14 protein-coding genes are annotated in these 15,403 nt (G+C 68.3%); 6 read left to right on the top strand and 8 right to left on the bottom strand.

Annotated elements, in window-relative coordinates; genetic code table 11:
- Positions 1 to 73 precede the first annotated feature (73 nt).
- A complete protein-coding gene (locus ACFY3D_RS05925; RefSeq protein WP_350942276.1) occupies positions 74 to 601 on the bottom strand; it encodes a pyridoxamine 5'-phosphate oxidase family protein in 528 nt (175 codons plus the stop codon).
- A gap of 422 nt (positions 602 to 1,023) precedes the next feature.
- Here ACFY3D_RS05925 and ACFY3D_RS05920 point away from each other — a divergent pair, with 422 nt between their 5' ends.
- Positions 1,024 to 2,916 (top strand): NAD(P)-binding domain-containing protein, encoded by a 1,893-nt coding sequence (locus tag ACFY3D_RS05920; RefSeq protein ID WP_389975414.1) that lies wholly within the window; start codon positions 1,024 to 1,026, stop codon positions 2,914 to 2,916.
- Positions 2,913 to 3,503 carry a YdeI/OmpD-associated family protein gene (locus ACFY3D_RS05915; RefSeq protein WP_362926282.1) on the top strand — a complete coding sequence of 197 codons (591 nt, stop codon included), beginning with the start codon at positions 2,913 to 2,915 and terminating at the stop codon, positions 3,501 to 3,503. The genes ACFY3D_RS05920 and ACFY3D_RS05915 overlap by 4 nt, the downstream gene beginning before the upstream one ends.
- Positions 3,504 to 3,598: 95 nt before the next feature.
- On the opposite strand, the gene ACFY3D_RS05910 is transcribed toward ACFY3D_RS05915, so the two are convergent.
- From ACFY3D_RS05910 to ACFY3D_RS05895, 4 genes are all read right to left on the bottom strand, one after another.
- Positions 3,599 to 4,144: an AAA family ATPase gene (locus tag ACFY3D_RS05910; RefSeq protein WP_389975410.1), complete on the bottom strand. Its 546-nt coding sequence runs from the start codon at positions 4,142 to 4,144 to the stop codon at positions 3,599 to 3,601.
- Positions 4,141 to 4,800 carry a putative glycolipid-binding domain-containing protein gene (locus ACFY3D_RS05905; protein WP_389975407.1) on the bottom strand — a complete coding sequence of 220 codons (660 nt, stop codon included), beginning with the start codon at positions 4,798 to 4,800 and terminating at the stop codon, positions 4,141 to 4,143. The genes ACFY3D_RS05910 and ACFY3D_RS05905 overlap by 4 nt, the downstream gene beginning before the upstream one ends.
- Positions 4,801 to 4,895: 95 nt before the next feature.
- Positions 4,896 to 6,053 (bottom strand): hypothetical protein, encoded by a 1,158-nt coding sequence (locus ACFY3D_RS05900; protein ID WP_389975404.1) that lies wholly within the window; start codon positions 6,051 to 6,053, stop codon positions 4,896 to 4,898.
- An 11-nt stretch (positions 6,054 to 6,064) separates the two neighbouring features.
- The gene (locus ACFY3D_RS05895) at positions 6,065 to 6,379 is read right to left on the bottom strand and encodes a hypothetical protein (RefSeq protein ID WP_389975401.1); all 315 of its coding nucleotides are present in this window, start codon (positions 6,377 to 6,379) and stop codon (positions 6,065 to 6,067) included.
- A 394-nt stretch (positions 6,380 to 6,773) separates the two neighbouring features.
- Here ACFY3D_RS05895 and ACFY3D_RS05890 point away from each other — a divergent pair, with 394 nt between their 5' ends.
- A complete protein-coding gene (locus ACFY3D_RS05890; protein WP_389975398.1) occupies positions 6,774 to 7,937 on the top strand; it encodes an acyltransferase family protein in 1,164 nt (387 codons plus the stop codon).
- 1 nt (position 7,938) lies between these two features.
- Here the strand turns inward: ACFY3D_RS05890 and ACFY3D_RS05885 are convergent, their stop codons facing one another.
- The gene (locus tag ACFY3D_RS05885) at positions 7,939 to 8,355 is read right to left on the bottom strand and encodes a VOC family protein (RefSeq protein WP_389975646.1); all 417 of its coding nucleotides are present in this window, start codon (positions 8,353 to 8,355) and stop codon (positions 7,939 to 7,941) included.
- 80 nt (positions 8,356 to 8,435) lie between these two features.
- Between ACFY3D_RS05885 and ACFY3D_RS05880 the strand changes: the two genes are divergently transcribed.
- From ACFY3D_RS05880 to ACFY3D_RS05870, 3 genes are all read left to right on the top strand, one after another.
- Positions 8,436 to 9,020, top strand: coding sequence for a TetR/AcrR family transcriptional regulator (locus ACFY3D_RS05880; protein WP_362768519.1), 585 nt, complete (start codon positions 8,436 to 8,438; stop codon positions 9,018 to 9,020).
- A 145-nt stretch (positions 9,021 to 9,165) separates the two neighbouring features.
- Entirely contained in the window at positions 9,166 to 10,266 is a 1,101-nt protein-coding gene (locus ACFY3D_RS05875; RefSeq protein WP_389975394.1) for a sensor histidine kinase, read from the top strand.
- A gap of 14 nt (positions 10,267 to 10,280) precedes the next feature.
- Positions 10,281 to 10,928 carry a response regulator gene (locus tag ACFY3D_RS05870; RefSeq protein ID WP_389975643.1) on the top strand — a complete coding sequence of 216 codons (648 nt, stop codon included), beginning with the start codon at positions 10,281 to 10,283 and terminating at the stop codon, positions 10,926 to 10,928.
- On the opposite strand, the gene secY is transcribed toward ACFY3D_RS05870, so the two are convergent.
- Together secY and ACFY3D_RS05860 are read right to left on the bottom strand one after the other, a co-directional pair.
- Positions 10,903 to 12,219 carry a preprotein translocase subunit SecY gene (gene secY / locus ACFY3D_RS05865; protein ID WP_389975391.1) on the bottom strand — a complete coding sequence of 439 codons (1,317 nt, stop codon included), beginning with the start codon at positions 12,217 to 12,219 and terminating at the stop codon, positions 10,903 to 10,905. The genes ACFY3D_RS05870 and secY overlap by 26 nt on opposite strands.
- 283 nt (positions 12,220 to 12,502) lie before the next feature.
- On the bottom strand, positions 12,503 to 15,232 hold the full coding sequence (locus ACFY3D_RS05860; protein ID WP_389975389.1) for a beta-L-arabinofuranosidase domain-containing protein: 2,730 nt from the start codon (positions 15,230 to 15,232) through the stop codon (positions 12,503 to 12,505).
- Between the last annotated feature and the right edge of the window lie 171 nt (positions 15,233 to 15,403).

Below are 15,403 nucleotides of genomic sequence, written 5' to 3'. Positions count from 1 at the left end.
CGTGAGAGGCCGGGATCGCCGACGTTCCGCAAGACGCCCTGGGCGCCGACGTTCGGACGCGTAGCGATCGCCGTCAGGCCGGGGAGACGGTGAAGCGGTAGCCGGTCTGCGCGTGCGGTTCCTTTCCGAACGCGAGCACCTTGGCCGGCTCGACGCGGAACACGATCGCGGGGTGGCCCGCGACCTGGGCGACATCGTCGATGAGCTCCAGGCTCCAGCTGTTGTGCGCGCCGTACTTCGCGTCGAAGGCGTCGACGATCCCCGGCAGGGCCTCGGGGGCGGTGATCTCGGTGGCCGTGCCCTCGACGACGATGTCGAGTCCCTTGGTCCAGAGGTTGTTCCCCGTCGTCAGCGCGACCTTTCCGCTGTGCTCAAGGTTGCGCATCTTCTGCTCGATCGAAGCGGTGGTGAAGTACATGGCGTCGTCGTGCCACACCGCGACCACCGGGGTCACATGGGGGCGGCCGTCGACGCGGACGGTCGTCAGCCAGAAAAGCTCGGCCGTCTCCAGCACGCCCAGGGTCTCCTGCCACGACGTGGGCTCCACCCCCGGCTCGCTGTAACGCACGTCCAGTTTCGCCTCGGGATAAGTGACGGACATCGTTTTTCCTTTCTGCGACGCAGGGGCCGTCTCGATGAGGGGAGATTTTCCCGGCGCCGGATAGGTGATGGATGATGTTCCGATCACGAGGCTACGTCCGTGGTCGCGGGCGGGCAATGACGTCGCAATAAGGGGTCTCTCTCGCATCGATCAGGCTCCGTGGCGACCTTAATTCGCCACCCATGATGAGCAGGGGCGTCGCGAGTCCAATAAGAGGTTGTTCTGTTACTCAATAAGCAACCCTTATGGGGTGTCCGTTGTCCGAAAGGTGTTACCGGCATAACCTGATCGCAGGTAAACGTAAACGCCGTGGACGGTTGAGTGAAAGGGTGACGCGAAACCCGGGGATATGGCCTCGTGTTTCGCAGCGGCACGGTGAGGTGGGTGCGACCGGGAAACCGATCCCAAGAAGGAAGGGAATCATGGAGGACGTCTGTATTATCGGAGCGGGATCATCAGGTATCGCCACCTGTCAGGTCCTGCACGAGCGCGGTATCGCCTTCGACTGTTACGAGGCCGGCTCCGAAATCGGGGGCAACTGGCGCTATCTCAACGACAACGGCCTGTCCTCGGGCTACCGGTCGCTGCACATCAACACCTCCCGACACCTGACGGAGTACCGCAGCTACCCCATGCCGGACCACTATCCGGCCTATCCCACCCACTACCAGATGGCGCGCTACTTCGACGACTTCGTCGACCACTTCGGCTTCCGTGACGCGATCATCTTCCGTACCGAGGTCACCCGCGTCGAACCGGCCGAGGGCGGCGGCTGGCACGTGACCGCGCGCAACCGCGACACCGGCGCCGAGACCACCCGCCACTACCGGGCGGTGGTGGTGGCGAACGGACACCACTCGACCCCCCGCTACCCCGAGCCGGCCTTCCCCGGCGCGGACACCTTCACGGGCATCCAGACCCACTCGCACTACTACAAGGTCCCCGACGAGTACGCCGGCAAGCGGGTGCTCGTGCTCGGCCTCGGCAACTCGGCGTCGGACATCGCGGTGGAGACCTCCACCGTCTCCGAGCGCACCTTCATGGCCATGCGCCGCGGGGGCTACGTCTTCCCCAAGTTCATGTTCGGCAAGCCCAGCGACGACCTCATCAGCCCCTTCCTCACCACGGTGCTGCCGAGGGAGATGCAGCGGTGGATCATGGCGGGCCTGCTGCGCCTCACGGTCGGCAAGGTCACCGACTACGGGCTGCCGGAGCCGGGCCACAAGCTGTTCAACTCCCACCCGACCGTCTCCGAGTCCCTGCTGCCCCGCCTCGGCCACGGCGACATCACGGTGAAGCCGAACATCGCCCGTTTCGACGGTGACACGGTGCACTTCGTCGACGGCAGCAGCGAGGTGATCGACGCGGTCATCTACAGCACCGGGTACAAGATCAACTTCCCGTTCCTGGACGAGAGCGTGATCGCCCCCACCGACAACGACGTCTCCCTGTTCCACCGCGTGGTTGACCCCAACCACCCCGGCCTGTACTTCATCGGCCTCTTCCAGCCCCTGGGCGCGACCACGGTGCTGTCCGAGGCGCAGTCCCACTGGGTGGCCGACCTGCTGGATGGCAGCGCCGCGCTGCCCTCGCCCGAGCGGATGCGCCGGGAGATCGACCGGTACAAGGAGAGGCTCGCCAAGCGCTACGTGACGTCCAAGCGCCACACCATGCAGGTGGACCACTACCCCTACCTGGCCGAACTGCGCCGCGCCCGGCGCGACGGGGCCCGGCGCGCGCCGGCGGCGGCCAAGGCCGAGGCCAAGCTCAAGGCGAAGGCCGCGAACGGGCTTCCCGAGGGCTACGAGCCCGAGGAGGTGTCGATCTGGATCGACGCCGATCCGCACGTGGTGTGGGACCTCATCAGCGACGTGACGCGGATGGGACAGTGGAGTCCCGAATGCCGTCGATGCTTCTGGATCGGTGGCAGGCGCGGGGTCGGCGCACGCTTCGTCGGGATCAACCGCCGCGGCTGGGTCACCTGGGTCACCACCAACGAGGTCGAGCAGGCGGAGCCGGGCAAGTCCTTCGCGTTCCGTACCGCCACCAACGGCGTGCGCTGGAGCTACCGGCTGGAGCAGGACGGCGGCAGCACCCTTCTCACCGAGCGGTGGGACGTCTCCGGGCAGAGCGCCGGGCAGCGGAAGCGCACCGCGTCCTTCGCCAACCTGGCGCTCGGCGGCTACGAGGGGCACACCGAGGAACTGCGCGACGGCATCCACAAGACCCTGGAGCGGGTCAAGGCCGCCGCCGAACAGCGGAGCCGGTCCGCCGAGGTCACGACCGGAGGTCTGCACGTCGAGGGCGTTCGATGACGGACGAGAACCTGCGCTTCGCCTCGGTCGAGGAGTTCGCCACCTGGCTGGAGGCGAACCACCGGACCGCGGACGAGGTCTGGGTCGCCCTGCCGAAGAAGGGGACGCCGGTGCCCTCGGTCACCAGGTCCCAGGCCCTGGACGTGGCCCTGTGCTACGGCTGGATCGACGGCAAGGCATTCTCCGGAAACTCGCCGGACGGCTGGTGGGCCCAGCGCTTCTCCCCGCGCAGGGCCCGCAGCTCGTGGTCGAAGATCAACTGTGCCAAGGTCGAGAAGCTCGTCGCGGCGGGCCGGATGCGGGCGGCCGGGCTCGAACAGATCGAGCTCGCCAAGGCCGACGGCCGCTGGGCCGCGGCCTACGCCCCGGCGAGCACGGCCGAGGTCCCACCCGACCTGCGGGCGGCGCTCGACGCCTCTCCCGCCGCGGCGGCCGCCTTCGCCGCCCTCAGCAGAAGCAACGGCTACCAGATCCTGCTCACCGTCGAGAAAGCGAGGAAGGCCGAGACCAGGGCACGCAGGATCGCCGACTACGTCGAACGCCTCGAAGCCGGGGAGCCGCTTCACGGCCCCCGAAGAAAACCGTGACGCCTCCCCACGTCGCGACCTTGCGGGTGGAGCGTCCGACCGACCACCGTGGGTGGAGGGTCCGACCGACCACCGTGGGTGGAGCGTCTGACCGATCACCGAACCTCGGCCTCGGCCCCCGCCCGTTCGACGATCTCGTCCACGGTCTCCTCGGGGGTCTGGTCGGAGGTGTCGAGCCAGAGGCCGAGGCGGGGGGTCGTGGTACGCAGGCCCTCGTCGAGGAGGTCGATGGTCCACCGGTCGTAGGAGTCCTTGCCCCGGGCCGCCTCGCGGGCGGCGACGGCCTCGGGGCGCGGGGCGAGCACGACGACGAACAACGGCCGCCGCCGGATGAGCCCGGTCATCTCGGCGAGGTGGTCGCCGAGGACGACATCCTGGGCGACCACCGTGAACCCGTCCTCGGCGTACGCGTCGCAGGTGGCCGCCGTCAGCCGGTACCGCAACCGCAGTTGCCGCACCGCCTCGGCGGACGGGTCGGGCGTCATGTCGGCCCGGCCGTTGACCACCATCCGGCGGAACAGGTCGCCCCGGACGTGCACCGAGCGCGGCAACCGCTCGGCCAGCATCTGCGCGACGGTCGACTTCCCCGCAGCCTGGATCCCGGTGACGAGAACGACGGCCTGCGGGGGTATGGGGCTCATGAATGTCCTTTGTCGCGCTGTAGTGGTAGAAGACCTCGTACGTCTGCGGTCGTGTCCGCCGTACGGGTCTGGTCAGAAGCCGCACGTACGGCGATCTCGGGGTAGTCGAGCACGAGGCCTGACTCGTCGTAGACGAGGCGGCAGGCGAAGTCGAAGACCGGGGCACTGTAGTCGTAGCGCTGTCGGGAGCCCTCGTCGGCGACGCGGACGTAGTCCTGTTCAAGCCGTTCGACGGTGAGGTCGATGGCGCGTACGTAGGCGGCGGGGGCGGCCGACCGAGCACCGACGCGCAGGCCCAGCCGGTGCGCGGAGAAGGTGTTGGTCATCGCCGAGGACTCCAGATCGACGTCCAGGCAGCCGTCCAGGTGGGAGGCGGGTTCGCCGTCGACGCGCCAGTGGCCGGCGCCGTCGGCCTCCAGGACGGTCTGCCGGGCTCCCGAGGCCGACCGGCTCGTGATCCGTGCGCTTCGCGTGGTCCAGGCGGCGTCGAGGTCGATGGTGTAGCCGACGATCCAGGTCTGGCCGTCCTCGACCGCCGTCGTGCAGCCCTCGACGCGCAGGCCGTCGTCCGAGGGCTGGAAGTAGGCGACCTCGAAGCCGTCGCGTGCGTCGAGATGCCGCCAGGCGGCGCTTCTCGGCGGAGTCGTGAAGGTCATCTTTTGATTCTGCCCGCGTGCCGATCCGTCTGCTCGTCCGCTGAGGACGCCGTCCACCCCGGCCGGGGCCGACCAGGGCGGCGGCGTGAGCGCGATCAGTCGTCGTCCAGCTCCCGCAACACGGCTTCCGCCTCGTACGAGGTGGTCTCGGTCGTGGTGGTGGTGAGGGTCAGTCTGACGCTGGGTTCGTTTCCGCTGAGATCCAGCGTTCCGCCGACCACGGCCTTGGTGGTCGCGTCCTTCGACGATCGTTGGCCGGCCAGAATGTATACGGACTCGGCGTTTATCACCTTTCCGGTGACCGGAAAGACATCGGTCCGGGATCCCGGGGGATCGTAGACGAAGTCGCCGCCCTCACCGGTGTTTATCACGAGGACGGCACCGGCGAAGCGTGCCCGGGCGTCCTTGATCGACCGTGGATCGCCTTCCCGCTGGCTGAAGGAGACGACGGTCTTTATGGCGTAGCGTTTGGTTTTCGCACCTCCCTTTCCTGAGGTCGAGTCCGTGGGGCCGCCGTACGGTACCGGCTGGACCGGGGAGGAGATCACCGCTTCCGGGTCGTCGGAGACGAGCGAGGCGTTCAAGGTGGCGGTGAAGATGCCTATCGAGCTCTCGCCGGTTCCCTGCAGTCCCTGAAGACTGATCGTGCCTTCGAGCTTGGAGCCCGAAGCGCGGAAGCGCACCTCGCCGCGGTCGGGTATGTAAACGCCTGAGGCGAGTCCGGATGTGGCGGTGAAGGAGTTCCCACTCTGTCCGGGCGCCGAGGGCGAGGCATCGGGTGAGATGCGGGTTTCTCCGTCCTTTTCCTGGATACGTGCGACCGTTTCGTCGAGCCCACCGTCGAAACAGGTGCCGACGGTCCCGAACCAGAGGGCGCCGTACGCGGGCGCCCCCCATGGATTGCCCACCTTGAGGCACCATTCATAGGGCGGGTGGCTGCTTGAGTCGCGGATGCGCAGCTCGCCCTGCTGATCGAATGTCGCGCCTCCGAACGCGCTGCCGCGCAGGAGGACCGTGTACGCGCCGGTGCGCACCGGCGGCGGGCGCCCCTTCTCGTCCCGGTCGCCGATGATGATCATGATGGTGGCGGAACCGATGATGAGAATGGCGAGCAGGACAGACCAGATCGCCCTCTGCTGGCGCTTGGAGAAACTGCCGAATATGAGGGTGTTTCTGTCGCCGGTGATGATCGAGCCAAGGACGTTTCCTTTGACGGCGACCGACGGGCGATCGGGCGGGCGGGGGTCCGGCATCGGTGATCCGCTTATTTCCCGATGATGTTGTCATCACCGGTGACGACCGGGCCGTGAACGTCTCCGCCGATCTGGACCGACCGTGAGCCGGGCGGTGATTCAGGGGTGGATTTCGTGGCACGCCCGCGCGGACGTGGGGTGGCGGGCGGTTCCGGTGGCCTGCGCATCGCGAGGAACCCGAAAATCAGGCCGAACACTCCGAAGACGACGCTGGCGAAGCCCGAGAGGACGCTGGACCTGCTGTCCGCTTCTTCGAGGGGCAGTTGGAACAGATACCAGCTCCAAATGCCGACGCCGATACAAAGCATGATCAGTACAATCGCCATGACCAACTTCGTCTGCCGGGTCAATGGATCTCTCCGTCCAGCCGAAGACCGCTCGACGCGGCGCGGTCCTGATATGTGGTGCCGCCGCGAGGCTTCGTAGGAATCATAATGTCGCGCGATTCCTCGTCACCAGATCAAGAATGCGGATTCTGGTGAAATCGTCCGAGGGCGGCTATCGGCGCCCCTTCGCAAGGTGATCGTGGAGTTGTTTCTCCGGTACGGAGCAACTGGCCGGTTTTATCATTTTTGCCTGTTTTGTAAGATGTAGCGGTGGCCGTACTACTTACTCCCCCTTGTTGAGGGTTGCGCCGCCTTCGTGCTGATCTCTCCGAGGTCCGGAGTAGCGGATCGGGTGATGTCCGGGAAAGTGTGTCTATCGCCTACAGTCGGGTGAATGGCCTCGATCCCCTCACGGCTGGCCTGGTTGGACGCCCTGCGGGGACCTGCCGCGCTCGCCGTCGCGCTGCACCACTCCGGCTGGACGTTCATCCCGGACCTCTGGGCCGAGGTGGATCGCAGGATCGACGTCGGCACCTGGGGCGTCTTCGTGTTCTTCCTGGTCAGCGGCTATATCATCCCCGCCTCCCTGGAACGGCGCGGTGACCTGCGGGCCTTCTGGATCGGCCGGACCTTCCGCCTGCTGCCCCTGCTGCTCGTCGCGCTCGGCCTGGCCCTCCTGCTCGCCTACGCCGGGACGTTCGCCCTGCACCCGGGCCTGAGTGCGCGCCCCCTTCCCCTCGTCGTCCTCGGGAACGTGACGATGCTGCAGGAGTTGCTCGGCGTGCCCGCCGTCATCGGCGTGATGTGGACGCTCTCGTACGAGATGGCGTTCTACCTGATGGCGGCCGGGCTGTTCAGCACGGGGCGGGCGCACCGGTCGGCCGCGACCGCGATCATCCTGGCGATCTCGGCGGTCCTCCTGGGGCTGTTGCTTCCGGGCCCGGTGATCGGTGGCCGCGCCGACCTGGTCGCGGCGGTTCTCGGGGTCGCGACGGTCGCGGTCATCGTGGTGTCGGCGCGGGCGGCGGGCGGGACGCGTACGGCCGCCGCGGTGGCCGGTGGTCTCCTCGGGGTGGCGCTGGTGGTGCTGGGCAGCCGGATCGGCGCGTGGCAGGGCCTGATCGTGCTGGCCATGATGTTCGCCGGTACGGCTGTGTACCGCGCGGAACAGGGGGCGATCCGGTGGCGTACCGCCATCGTGACCGTGCTGACGGTGCTGGCCTGTGGGGTCCTCGCGAAGGACGACCCCGGCTGGGCGCCGGCGCTCCTGCTGGCGGCGGGTTTCTTCGCGGCCGCGTTCGCGCTGCGGCGCAGGTCGTTCCCCCGGTGGCTCGCCCACCTCGGGGTGATCAGCTTCTCCCTCTATCTGCTGCACCCGCTCCTGCTGGGGGTGAGCCCGAATCTTCCGCTGTTCTTCCTCGCCCTGGTGCCGCTCTGCTACCTGACCCACCGCCTGATCGAGGCCCCCGCTCAACGTCTCGGCAGGCGGTTGGCCAGGTCTTCCCCGAGGGAACCCGCGAGGGAGCCGACGGGGGAGTCCGCACGGGGCGCGTCCTAGATCAGGGAAGGGCGTACTGCTCCGCGTAGGCGGTGGACGGCTCGGTCGGGGTGATCACGTCGACGAGCACGCCGTCGGGCGCGGCCACGATGAAGTGCCGCTGGCCGAAATCCTCGGTGCGCAGCGTCAGCTCCACCGGGAGCCCCGCCTGCCGTACGAGCCTGTCGTGCTCGGCGTCGACGTCGGTCACCTCGAAGTTGAGGATCAGCCCTCGCACCGCGGAACGGTATTTCTCCGGCACCGTCGGGTGGGCGCGGTCGACGAGCGCGAGCTCGTAGTGCGGCGGCTCCGGCCGTCGCATGCTCACGTACCAGTCGGCCTCGAAGGTCGTCTCGAAGCCGAAGAACCGCCGGTAGAAGTCGTGGGACTCGGCGATCCGGTCGGTGCAGACGACCGGGTAGAAGCTCGTGAGGGTCATGCCGTTCCCTTCGGTCCATTTCACATACCAACGGTATGTGAAGCTAACATACCATCGGTACGTCAACAAGGGAGACCACGGTGAACCGGGCACGGCAACGGCTGGAGACCAGGCGGGCGCTGGTGACCGAGGCGAGGGCGCTGTTCGCGCGGCACGGGTACGCCGCGGTGAGCCTGGCGCAGATCGTCGGGGCGGCGGCCGTGACGAAAGGCGCGCTCTACCACCACTTCGAGAGCAAGGCCGACCTCTTCCACGCGGTCGTCGAGCAGGTGCAGCAGGAGGTCGGCGAGCGGGTCGCCGCGGCGGCGGACGCGTACGACGACCCGTGGGAGCAACTGGTCGCGGGGTGCCGGGCCTTCCTCGCGGTGAGTCGCGACCCGGACGTGCAGCGGATCATGCTCATCGACGGTCCCGCCGTGCTCGGCTGGAACGAGTGGCGGGCGATGGACGAGGCGTCCTCGGCGCGGCACCTCACCGAGGCGCTCGTCACGCTGATCGAGGCGGGGGTCATCGCCCGCAGGCCCGTGGAGCCGCTCGCCCACCTCCTGTCCGGCGCGATGAACGAGGCGGCCCTGTGGCTGGCCCGCTCGACCGACCCCGACGACCTCCCCGCCGTCACCGAGGAACTGACGCGCGTCCTGGAATCCCTGCGCGACCACCGGTAGGCGACCGGATCGGTCCTCGCCTTCGAGGTGCCCGATGTTCCCGAGGACTCCGAAGTCCCCGAGATCTCCGAGGCTTCGGAGTTCGGACGGTACCTTCACGCATTGGCTAGGATCGATGCGTACCAGTCTGTTCCGATGGAGGACGGTGACCGAGCCCACGCATCCGGACGGTCGTCCGTGCGACTCCATAGCGGCGGCCGCGATGGCGCTTTCCCGACTGGGACGCCTGCGTGACCTGCCGGTCATCCTCATGCTGGCGTGGGTGGGGTGGCTGGCCATCCCGTGGCCGTCCAGCGGTCTCGTTCACGCTCGCAGCGCGACCACCCAGCCTCAGGACCGGAACGCGGGCGTCGCGACCGAGTCCTCGGGCACCGGTGCCCCAGCCGGTGTTCCAGCGGGTCGGGTTCTCGGTACGGACCCCTCGGGCGGCAGGGTTCCGGGTACGGACCTTCCGGCGAGCTGGAGTCTGAGCGCGGTGCCGACTCGTCCGGCGCTGCTCGTGAAGCCGGTGAGACAGTCGGCGACGGCGACCGGCGCGCAGGCCGCGACGACGGGTGTGGCCGCGACAGGAGCGGAGGCCGCGTCGGCGGGGGCGGAGGTCGCGGCACCGTCCGGACCGGCCGGTGAGGCGGAGCGGGAGCTGATCGCCCGGGAGCGGGCACGCATCGCGGGAGAGGTTCATGACGTCGCGGGGCACGGGCTCGCGACCATCGCCATGCAGGCCGGGGTCGCCCTGCTCATGTTCGACGAGCGGCCCGACCAGGTCCGCGAGTCGTTGGAGGCGATCCGCTCGACCAGTGTGCGGGCGCTCAACCAGCTTCGCTCCGCGCTCGACCTCATCGACCCCGAGACCTTTCCCGGCTCCGAGACCTCCGCCGACCACGACCTGCTCCGGCTGATCGGCGGGGTGCGCGCGGCGGGGCTGTCCGTCGACGTCGAGCCTGCCGCGCCGGATGTTCCCGCGCACCTCGAAGGCGTCGTCTACCGCGTCGTACGCGAGTCGCTGACGAACGTCCTGCGCCATGCCGGTCCGACCAGGGCACTGGTCCGCGTCACCGATGACCCGAACGCGTTCGTCCTGGAGGTCGCCGACAGGGGGAGCGGCCCCTCGGGAACGGCCGCCGAGGGCCGAGGGCTGGCCGGGATGCGGATCCGGGTGACGGAGGCCGGTGGCGCCTTCGGCGCGGGTTCTCGCGAGGGTGGCGGCTTCCGTGTCGTGGCCCACTTCCCTCGGGGGATCGCGTGACGTCTCCGGCGGGCCTGATCCGGGTGGCGCTCGCCGATGACCAGGCCGTCGTCCGCATGGGGCTGAGGGCGCTCATCGACCGCGAGGCCGATCTGGAGTTCGCCGGTGAGGCCGCCGACGGCGCCGCGGCGCTGCGACTGCTGGGCGAGACCCGCCCGGACGTCCTGCTGCTCGACATCCGCATGCCCGGCATGGACGGCATCGACACGCTGCGGGCCATCGCCGCCGATCCCGCGCTCAACACCACGCGGGTGGTCGTCGTCACCACCTTCGAGGTCGACCGGTACGTCTTCGCCGCCCTTCAGGCCGGGGCGAGCGGGTTCGTCCTCAAGGACAGCGCTCCTGAGGAACTCACCCGCGCGATCAGGGTCGTCGCCTCGGGGGAGGCCCTGCTCTCCCCGTCCGTCACCAGGAAGGTGATCGGTCTGTTCGGCCGCCACGACGTCACCCCGGTGGAGGGTCTCGAGACCCTCACCCCCAGGGAGCGGGAGATGGTCGCCTGGGTCGCCACCGGCCGGTCGAATGACGAGATCGCCGCGGAGCTGGTCATCAGCCCCGACACGGTCCGCACCCACATCAGCCGCGCCATGGTGAAACTGCACGCCCGCGACCGGGCACAGCTGGTCGTCTTCGCGCTCAGGTCGGGGTTGACGATCCCCTGAGGAAGCCCCTGTAGTCACGCTGGTCCAGCTGTGCCTCGATCTGCTTCACCGTGTCCAGCCCCACCCCGACCATGATGAGGACGCTCGTCCCGCCGAACGGGAAATTCTGCTGGGTCGCCGGATCGCGCAGCACCATGAACGCGATGATCGGGATGAGCGACAGCGTGGCGAGGTAGGCCGCTCCCGGTGCGGTCAGCCGTGACAGTACGAACCGCAGAAACTCCGCGGTGGGGCGACCCGGCCGGATGCCGGGCACGAACCCGTTGTACCGCCTCATGGTGTCGGCCACCTCCTCGGGGTTGAAGGTGATGGACACGTAGAAGTAGGTGAAGGCCACGATCAGCAGGAGGTACGCCGTGATGTAGACCGGATGGTCGCCGGAGACGAGATAGCGCGCGATCCACGCCGAGACCGGCCCGGTACCGCCCGTCAGCTGCATCGCCAGCTGCGGCAGGAAGAGCAGGGAGGAGGTGAAGATGACGGGGACGATCCCGGCCTGGTTGACCTTCAGGGGGAGGTAGGTCGAGGTTCCGCCGTACATCCTGCGCCCGACCATCCGCTTGGCGTACTGCACCGGGATCCGTCGCTGCGCCTGTTCGACGAACACCACCGCCGCCACCAGGAAGACACCCGCGACCAGCATCGTCGCCAGGGCGAGCGGGCTGAGGCGGAAAATGTTCGACATATAGGAGGGGAACACGGCGATCACCTGCGTGAAGATCAGGATGGACATGCCGTTCCCGATCCCCCGCTCGGTGATCAGCTCGCCCAGCCACATGACCACGCACGTTCCGGCGACCATGGTGACCACGATCACCGCGATCGTCAGCGGGCTCCGGTCGTGCAGCATCTGCCGGTCGCAGTTGGGGAAGATCTGGCCCGCTCGGGCCATCGACACGACGGTGGTGGCGTTGAGCACGGCGAGTGCCACCGTCAGGTACCTCGTGTACTGCGTGATCCTCGCCTGCCCCTGTCGTCCCTCCTTCCTGAGTGCCTCCAGGCGAGGGATCACCACGGTGAGCAGCTGGACCACGATCCCGGCGGTGATGTACGGCATGATCCCGAGGGCGAACACCGACAGTTTCAGCATCGCCCCGCCGCTGAACAGCTGCAACATGTCGATGAGCCCGCCGCGAGCTCCCCCGGCCAGGCACTCCCGCACCGCGGCCGTGTTCACGCCGGGCGCGGGCAGTATCTGCCCGAACCTGAACAGCATGATCATCGCCAGCGTGAAGAGCAGTTTCCCGCGGAGGTCGGGCACGCGGAAGGCACGGATGAGCATGATGGGCATGCGCAGAGTCTGGGCGCGCCGACGCGGCGCGACATCCGCTCATCCGAGGCTTCGCCGTACGCGGATCCGCGTACTCCCCCTGGGGCCGCCGTTCCCAGCCGGTCGGGTCCCGCTCGCGCGGTGGCCGCGTGACCTGGGCGGGCTCGGTCTCGCACCGAGCCCGCCTTTCCGGCTCCGCAGGGTCCCCGATCGTGTTCACCCGACGGGGCGTACGCCTTCGGGGTGGCTTCTGCCGAGGACGGCGAGCACGTGCCTCACCTTTTGAGGACGGTGAGCACGTGCTTTAGAGGAACCTCCAGAGGTTGTTGTTCGAGCCGTTGTCGTCGGCGAGTACGACCTGCGCGCCCTGTGCCGTCCCGGAGAGGCCGAGGACCCGGCCGCCGTTGGCGCACTGGATGCGGAAGGCGGCGTTGGAGCCGTAGCGCAGCCGCCAGCGGTGGTCGTTGGCACCGTTGTCGGCCCACTGCAGGACGCGGGACCCGGCGGCGGTGGCGGCGTTCTCCACGCCCAGCACCTTGTTGCTGTTGGAGTTGCGCAGGCGCAGGTAGCCGCCGGTGTCCACGACCGCCGTCCACAGGTGGTCGGCGGTGCCGGTGTCGCCCCACTGCACGACCAGCGCGCCGTCGGCGGTGGACATGTTGGTGACGCCGAGCACCATGCCGGTGCCCACGTTCTGGATGCGGCGCGCGCCGTTGGGCACGAAGCGCCACTGGTTGTCGGCGGTGCCGTTGTCGGAGTCCTGCACCGCCTGGGCGCCGTTGGCGGTGGAGTTGTTCTGGATGCCCAGCAGCTTGGAGCTGTTGGCGTTACGGATCTTGACCGAGCCGTCGCCGACGTCGACGATCGCCCAGCGGTGGTCGGCGGTGCCGGTGTCGCCCCACTGGAGCACCCGGGCGCCGTCGGCGGTCGACATGTTCTCCACGCCGAGCACCTTGCCACTGTTGACGTTGCGGAAGCGCAGGTTCCCCCCGTCCACCACGGGCACCCAGTCGTGGTCGGCGGTGCCGTTGTCGGTCCACTGCAGGGCGAGGCCGCCGTCGGCGGTCGACATGTTCTGGATGCCCAGCGCCAGCCCGCTGGCCACGTTGATCAGCCGGAAGCTCGCGCCACCGCCGCCGCCGGGGGAGCCGGTGGCGTTCCAGTAGACGACGTAGTTGTGGTTGTGGGCGTCGTAGAACGGTCCCAGGTTCACCGACGCCCCGTTGGCCGTGGCGGTGAAGGCGAGCGAAGAGGTGCTCGTCCGGGTGATCGACGAAGGGGTCAGCGTCGGCGCCGACGACAGGGAGGTGTTGCCGTAGTTGCCCGACAACACGACCGGGCCGTAGGTGACGGCCTGGAGGTTCGGGTTGTCGTTGGCGGGCTTCAGGACGACCCGCATCGGCAGCTGCACGGTCACCGTGTCGCCCGAGGTCCACGACCGGTTCAGGTCGGCGTAGGAGCCGGGGGTGGTGACGATGTTCTGCTGTACCCCGTTGACGCTGATCGTCGCGCCCTGGGTCCAGGCAGGGATGCGGATCCGCATCGACCATGTCCCGCTCACGTTTCCGGTGACCTGCAACGACGTGGTGTCGCTCACCGGGAAGGAGGTGGTCTGGGTGACCGTGATGCCGCGCTGTGACCAGTTCAGGGTGGAGGGCGTGAACAGGTTCACGAAGAGCGTGTTGCCGTTGTGGAAGTAGATCGAGTCCATCAGCTTGGTGTGGATCTCGATGCCGGTGCCTTGACAGCACCACATGCTGTTGTAGTCGGTGCTCCAGGTGCCGCCGCCCCAGGCTGGGCCCACACCCCGGCGGCCACCGGGGTTGAGCGGCGTGAAGTAGGTGACGTGCCCGCGGCTGTCGGCCGGGTTCTGCTGGCCGAGGAGGTGGTTCATCAGGGCGTTCTCGTAGTAGTCGAAGTAGTCGGCCCTGGTCGGCGCGAGCGTCCACAGCTCCCGGGTCAGCTTCAGCATGTTGTACGTGTTGCACGCCTCCCCGGTGTCCCTGGCCAGGTAGCCCGCGATGGCGTTCGGCGCGCGGAAGTGCTCGGCCTGGCTGTTCGAGCCGTTCACGTACGTGTGCGCGCCGACCGTGATGGCCCAGGCGTTGGTCGCGATGTCCCGGTAGCGGGTCGTGCCGGTGGCCTTGTACTCGCGGGCCGCCCCGATCCACTTGGGCACCTGCGTGTTGGCGTGCAGCCCGTTGAGCTGGTCCTGGTTGGAGGCGAGCGGGTTGAACACCGCGGCGTGGTCGAATCGCTGGGCCGTGGTCAGCCAGCGTGAGTCACCGGTCATCTGGTAGATGTCGGTCAGCACGGCGTTCATACCGCCGAACTCAGTGCCCAGCATCGACTGCATCTGGCTGGAGCTGAGCCGGGAGGTGCGCGTGTCCACCCAGCCGGCCAGGGCGAGCAGCACCGTCCTGGCCTGGGTGTTGCCGATGTGCCGCCACACGTCCAGCAGCCCGGCGAGGGTCTTGTGGATGCAGTAGTAGGGCACGTTGCCGTTGTTGAGCGTGCGGTTCTCCACGGCGGTGATGTCGGACTCGGGGAAGCCCGACAGGTAGCCGGCGGTGAACCCGGCCGCGCCGTTGTTCGCCTGGCACTTGGCCAGCTCGGCGACCATGAGCTCGGCCTTGCTCCGGAAGGTGGTGTCACCGGTCACCATGTACGCCTGGGTCCACGCGGTCAGGAAGTGGCCCTGCATGTGGGAGCGGAACGGGAAGTTGGGAGCGTCCCAGCCGCCGTTGGCGGTCGCGCCGTTGGTGGACAGGCGGTGGTTGGCGCGGAAGACGTACAGCAACCGCTCGACGTCGACGAAGCGCAGGTAGGCCAGGGTGCGGTTCTGGTTGTCCAGCCAGCGGCTAGAGGTCAGGCGGACCTGGCCGAGGTCGAACTCGTAGGCGGACACGCCGATGTCGGCGCGCGCCCACGGGAGGGCGGCCCAGGCGGCGGACGTACCCACCACCTGACTCGCGGCCGAGATCGCGACGGTGGCGCCCGCGGCCTGGAAGAGCTGGCGGCGACTCAAGGACATTGGGGGGTGCTCCTTTGAGAGAAGGGGGGATGTGGCCTTCCGTGACCGGCACGGTCGGCCACCGACTTTCAGCCGGTGAGCTGCCCTACGAAATTGTTAGCGCTAACATTTAACGTGGCAATTCTGTACGGACTCCTTAGGTGAGTGCTTTGCCGCGAAGTACATCCGACG

The organism is Streptosporangium sp. NPDC000509 (assembly GCF_042898365.1).
Classification (GTDB): domain Bacteria; phylum Actinomycetota; class Actinomycetes; order Streptosporangiales; family Streptosporangiaceae; genus Streptosporangium.
The sequence above is the reverse complement of the archived record's forward strand: the minus strand, read 5'-3'. Positions and strand labels throughout refer to the sequence as shown.

Excerpts from the sequence above, each read along its gene's own strand:
- ACFY3D_RS05925 (WP_350942276.1), bottom strand. The coding sequence starts at position 601 with ATGTCCGTCACTTATCCCGAGGCGAAACTGGACGTGCGTTACAGCGAG.
- ACFY3D_RS05920 (WP_389975414.1), top strand. The coding sequence starts at position 1,024 with ATGGAGGACGTCTGTATTATCGGAGCGGGATCATCAGGTATCGCCACC.
- ACFY3D_RS05915 (WP_362926282.1), top strand. The coding sequence starts at position 2,913 with ATGACGGACGAGAACCTGCGCTTCGCCTCGGTCGAGGAGTTCGCCACC.
- ACFY3D_RS05910 (WP_389975410.1), bottom strand. The coding sequence starts at position 4,144 with ATGAGCCCCATACCCCCGCAGGCCGTCGTTCTCGTCACCGGGATCCAG.
- ACFY3D_RS05905 (WP_389975407.1), bottom strand. The coding sequence starts at position 4,800 with ATGACCTTCACGACTCCGCCGAGAAGCGCCGCCTGGCGGCATCTCGAC.
- ACFY3D_RS05900 (WP_389975404.1), bottom strand. The coding sequence starts at position 6,053 with ATGCCGGACCCCCGCCCGCCCGATCGCCCGTCGGTCGCCGTCAAAGGA.
- ACFY3D_RS05895 (WP_389975401.1), bottom strand. The coding sequence starts at position 6,379 with ATGGCGATTGTACTGATCATGCTTTGTATCGGCGTCGGCATTTGGAGC.
- ACFY3D_RS05890 (WP_389975398.1), top strand. The coding sequence starts at position 6,774 with ATGGCCTCGATCCCCTCACGGCTGGCCTGGTTGGACGCCCTGCGGGGA.
- ACFY3D_RS05885 (WP_389975646.1), bottom strand. The coding sequence starts at position 8,355 with ATGACCCTCACGAGCTTCTACCCGGTCGTCTGCACCGACCGGATCGCC.
- secY (WP_389975391.1), bottom strand. The coding sequence starts at position 12,219 with ATGCCCATCATGCTCATCCGTGCCTTCCGCGTGCCCGACCTCCGCGGG.
- ACFY3D_RS05860 (WP_389975389.1), bottom strand. The coding sequence starts at position 15,232 with ATGTCCTTGAGTCGCCGCCAGCTCTTCCAGGCCGCGGGCGCCACCGTC.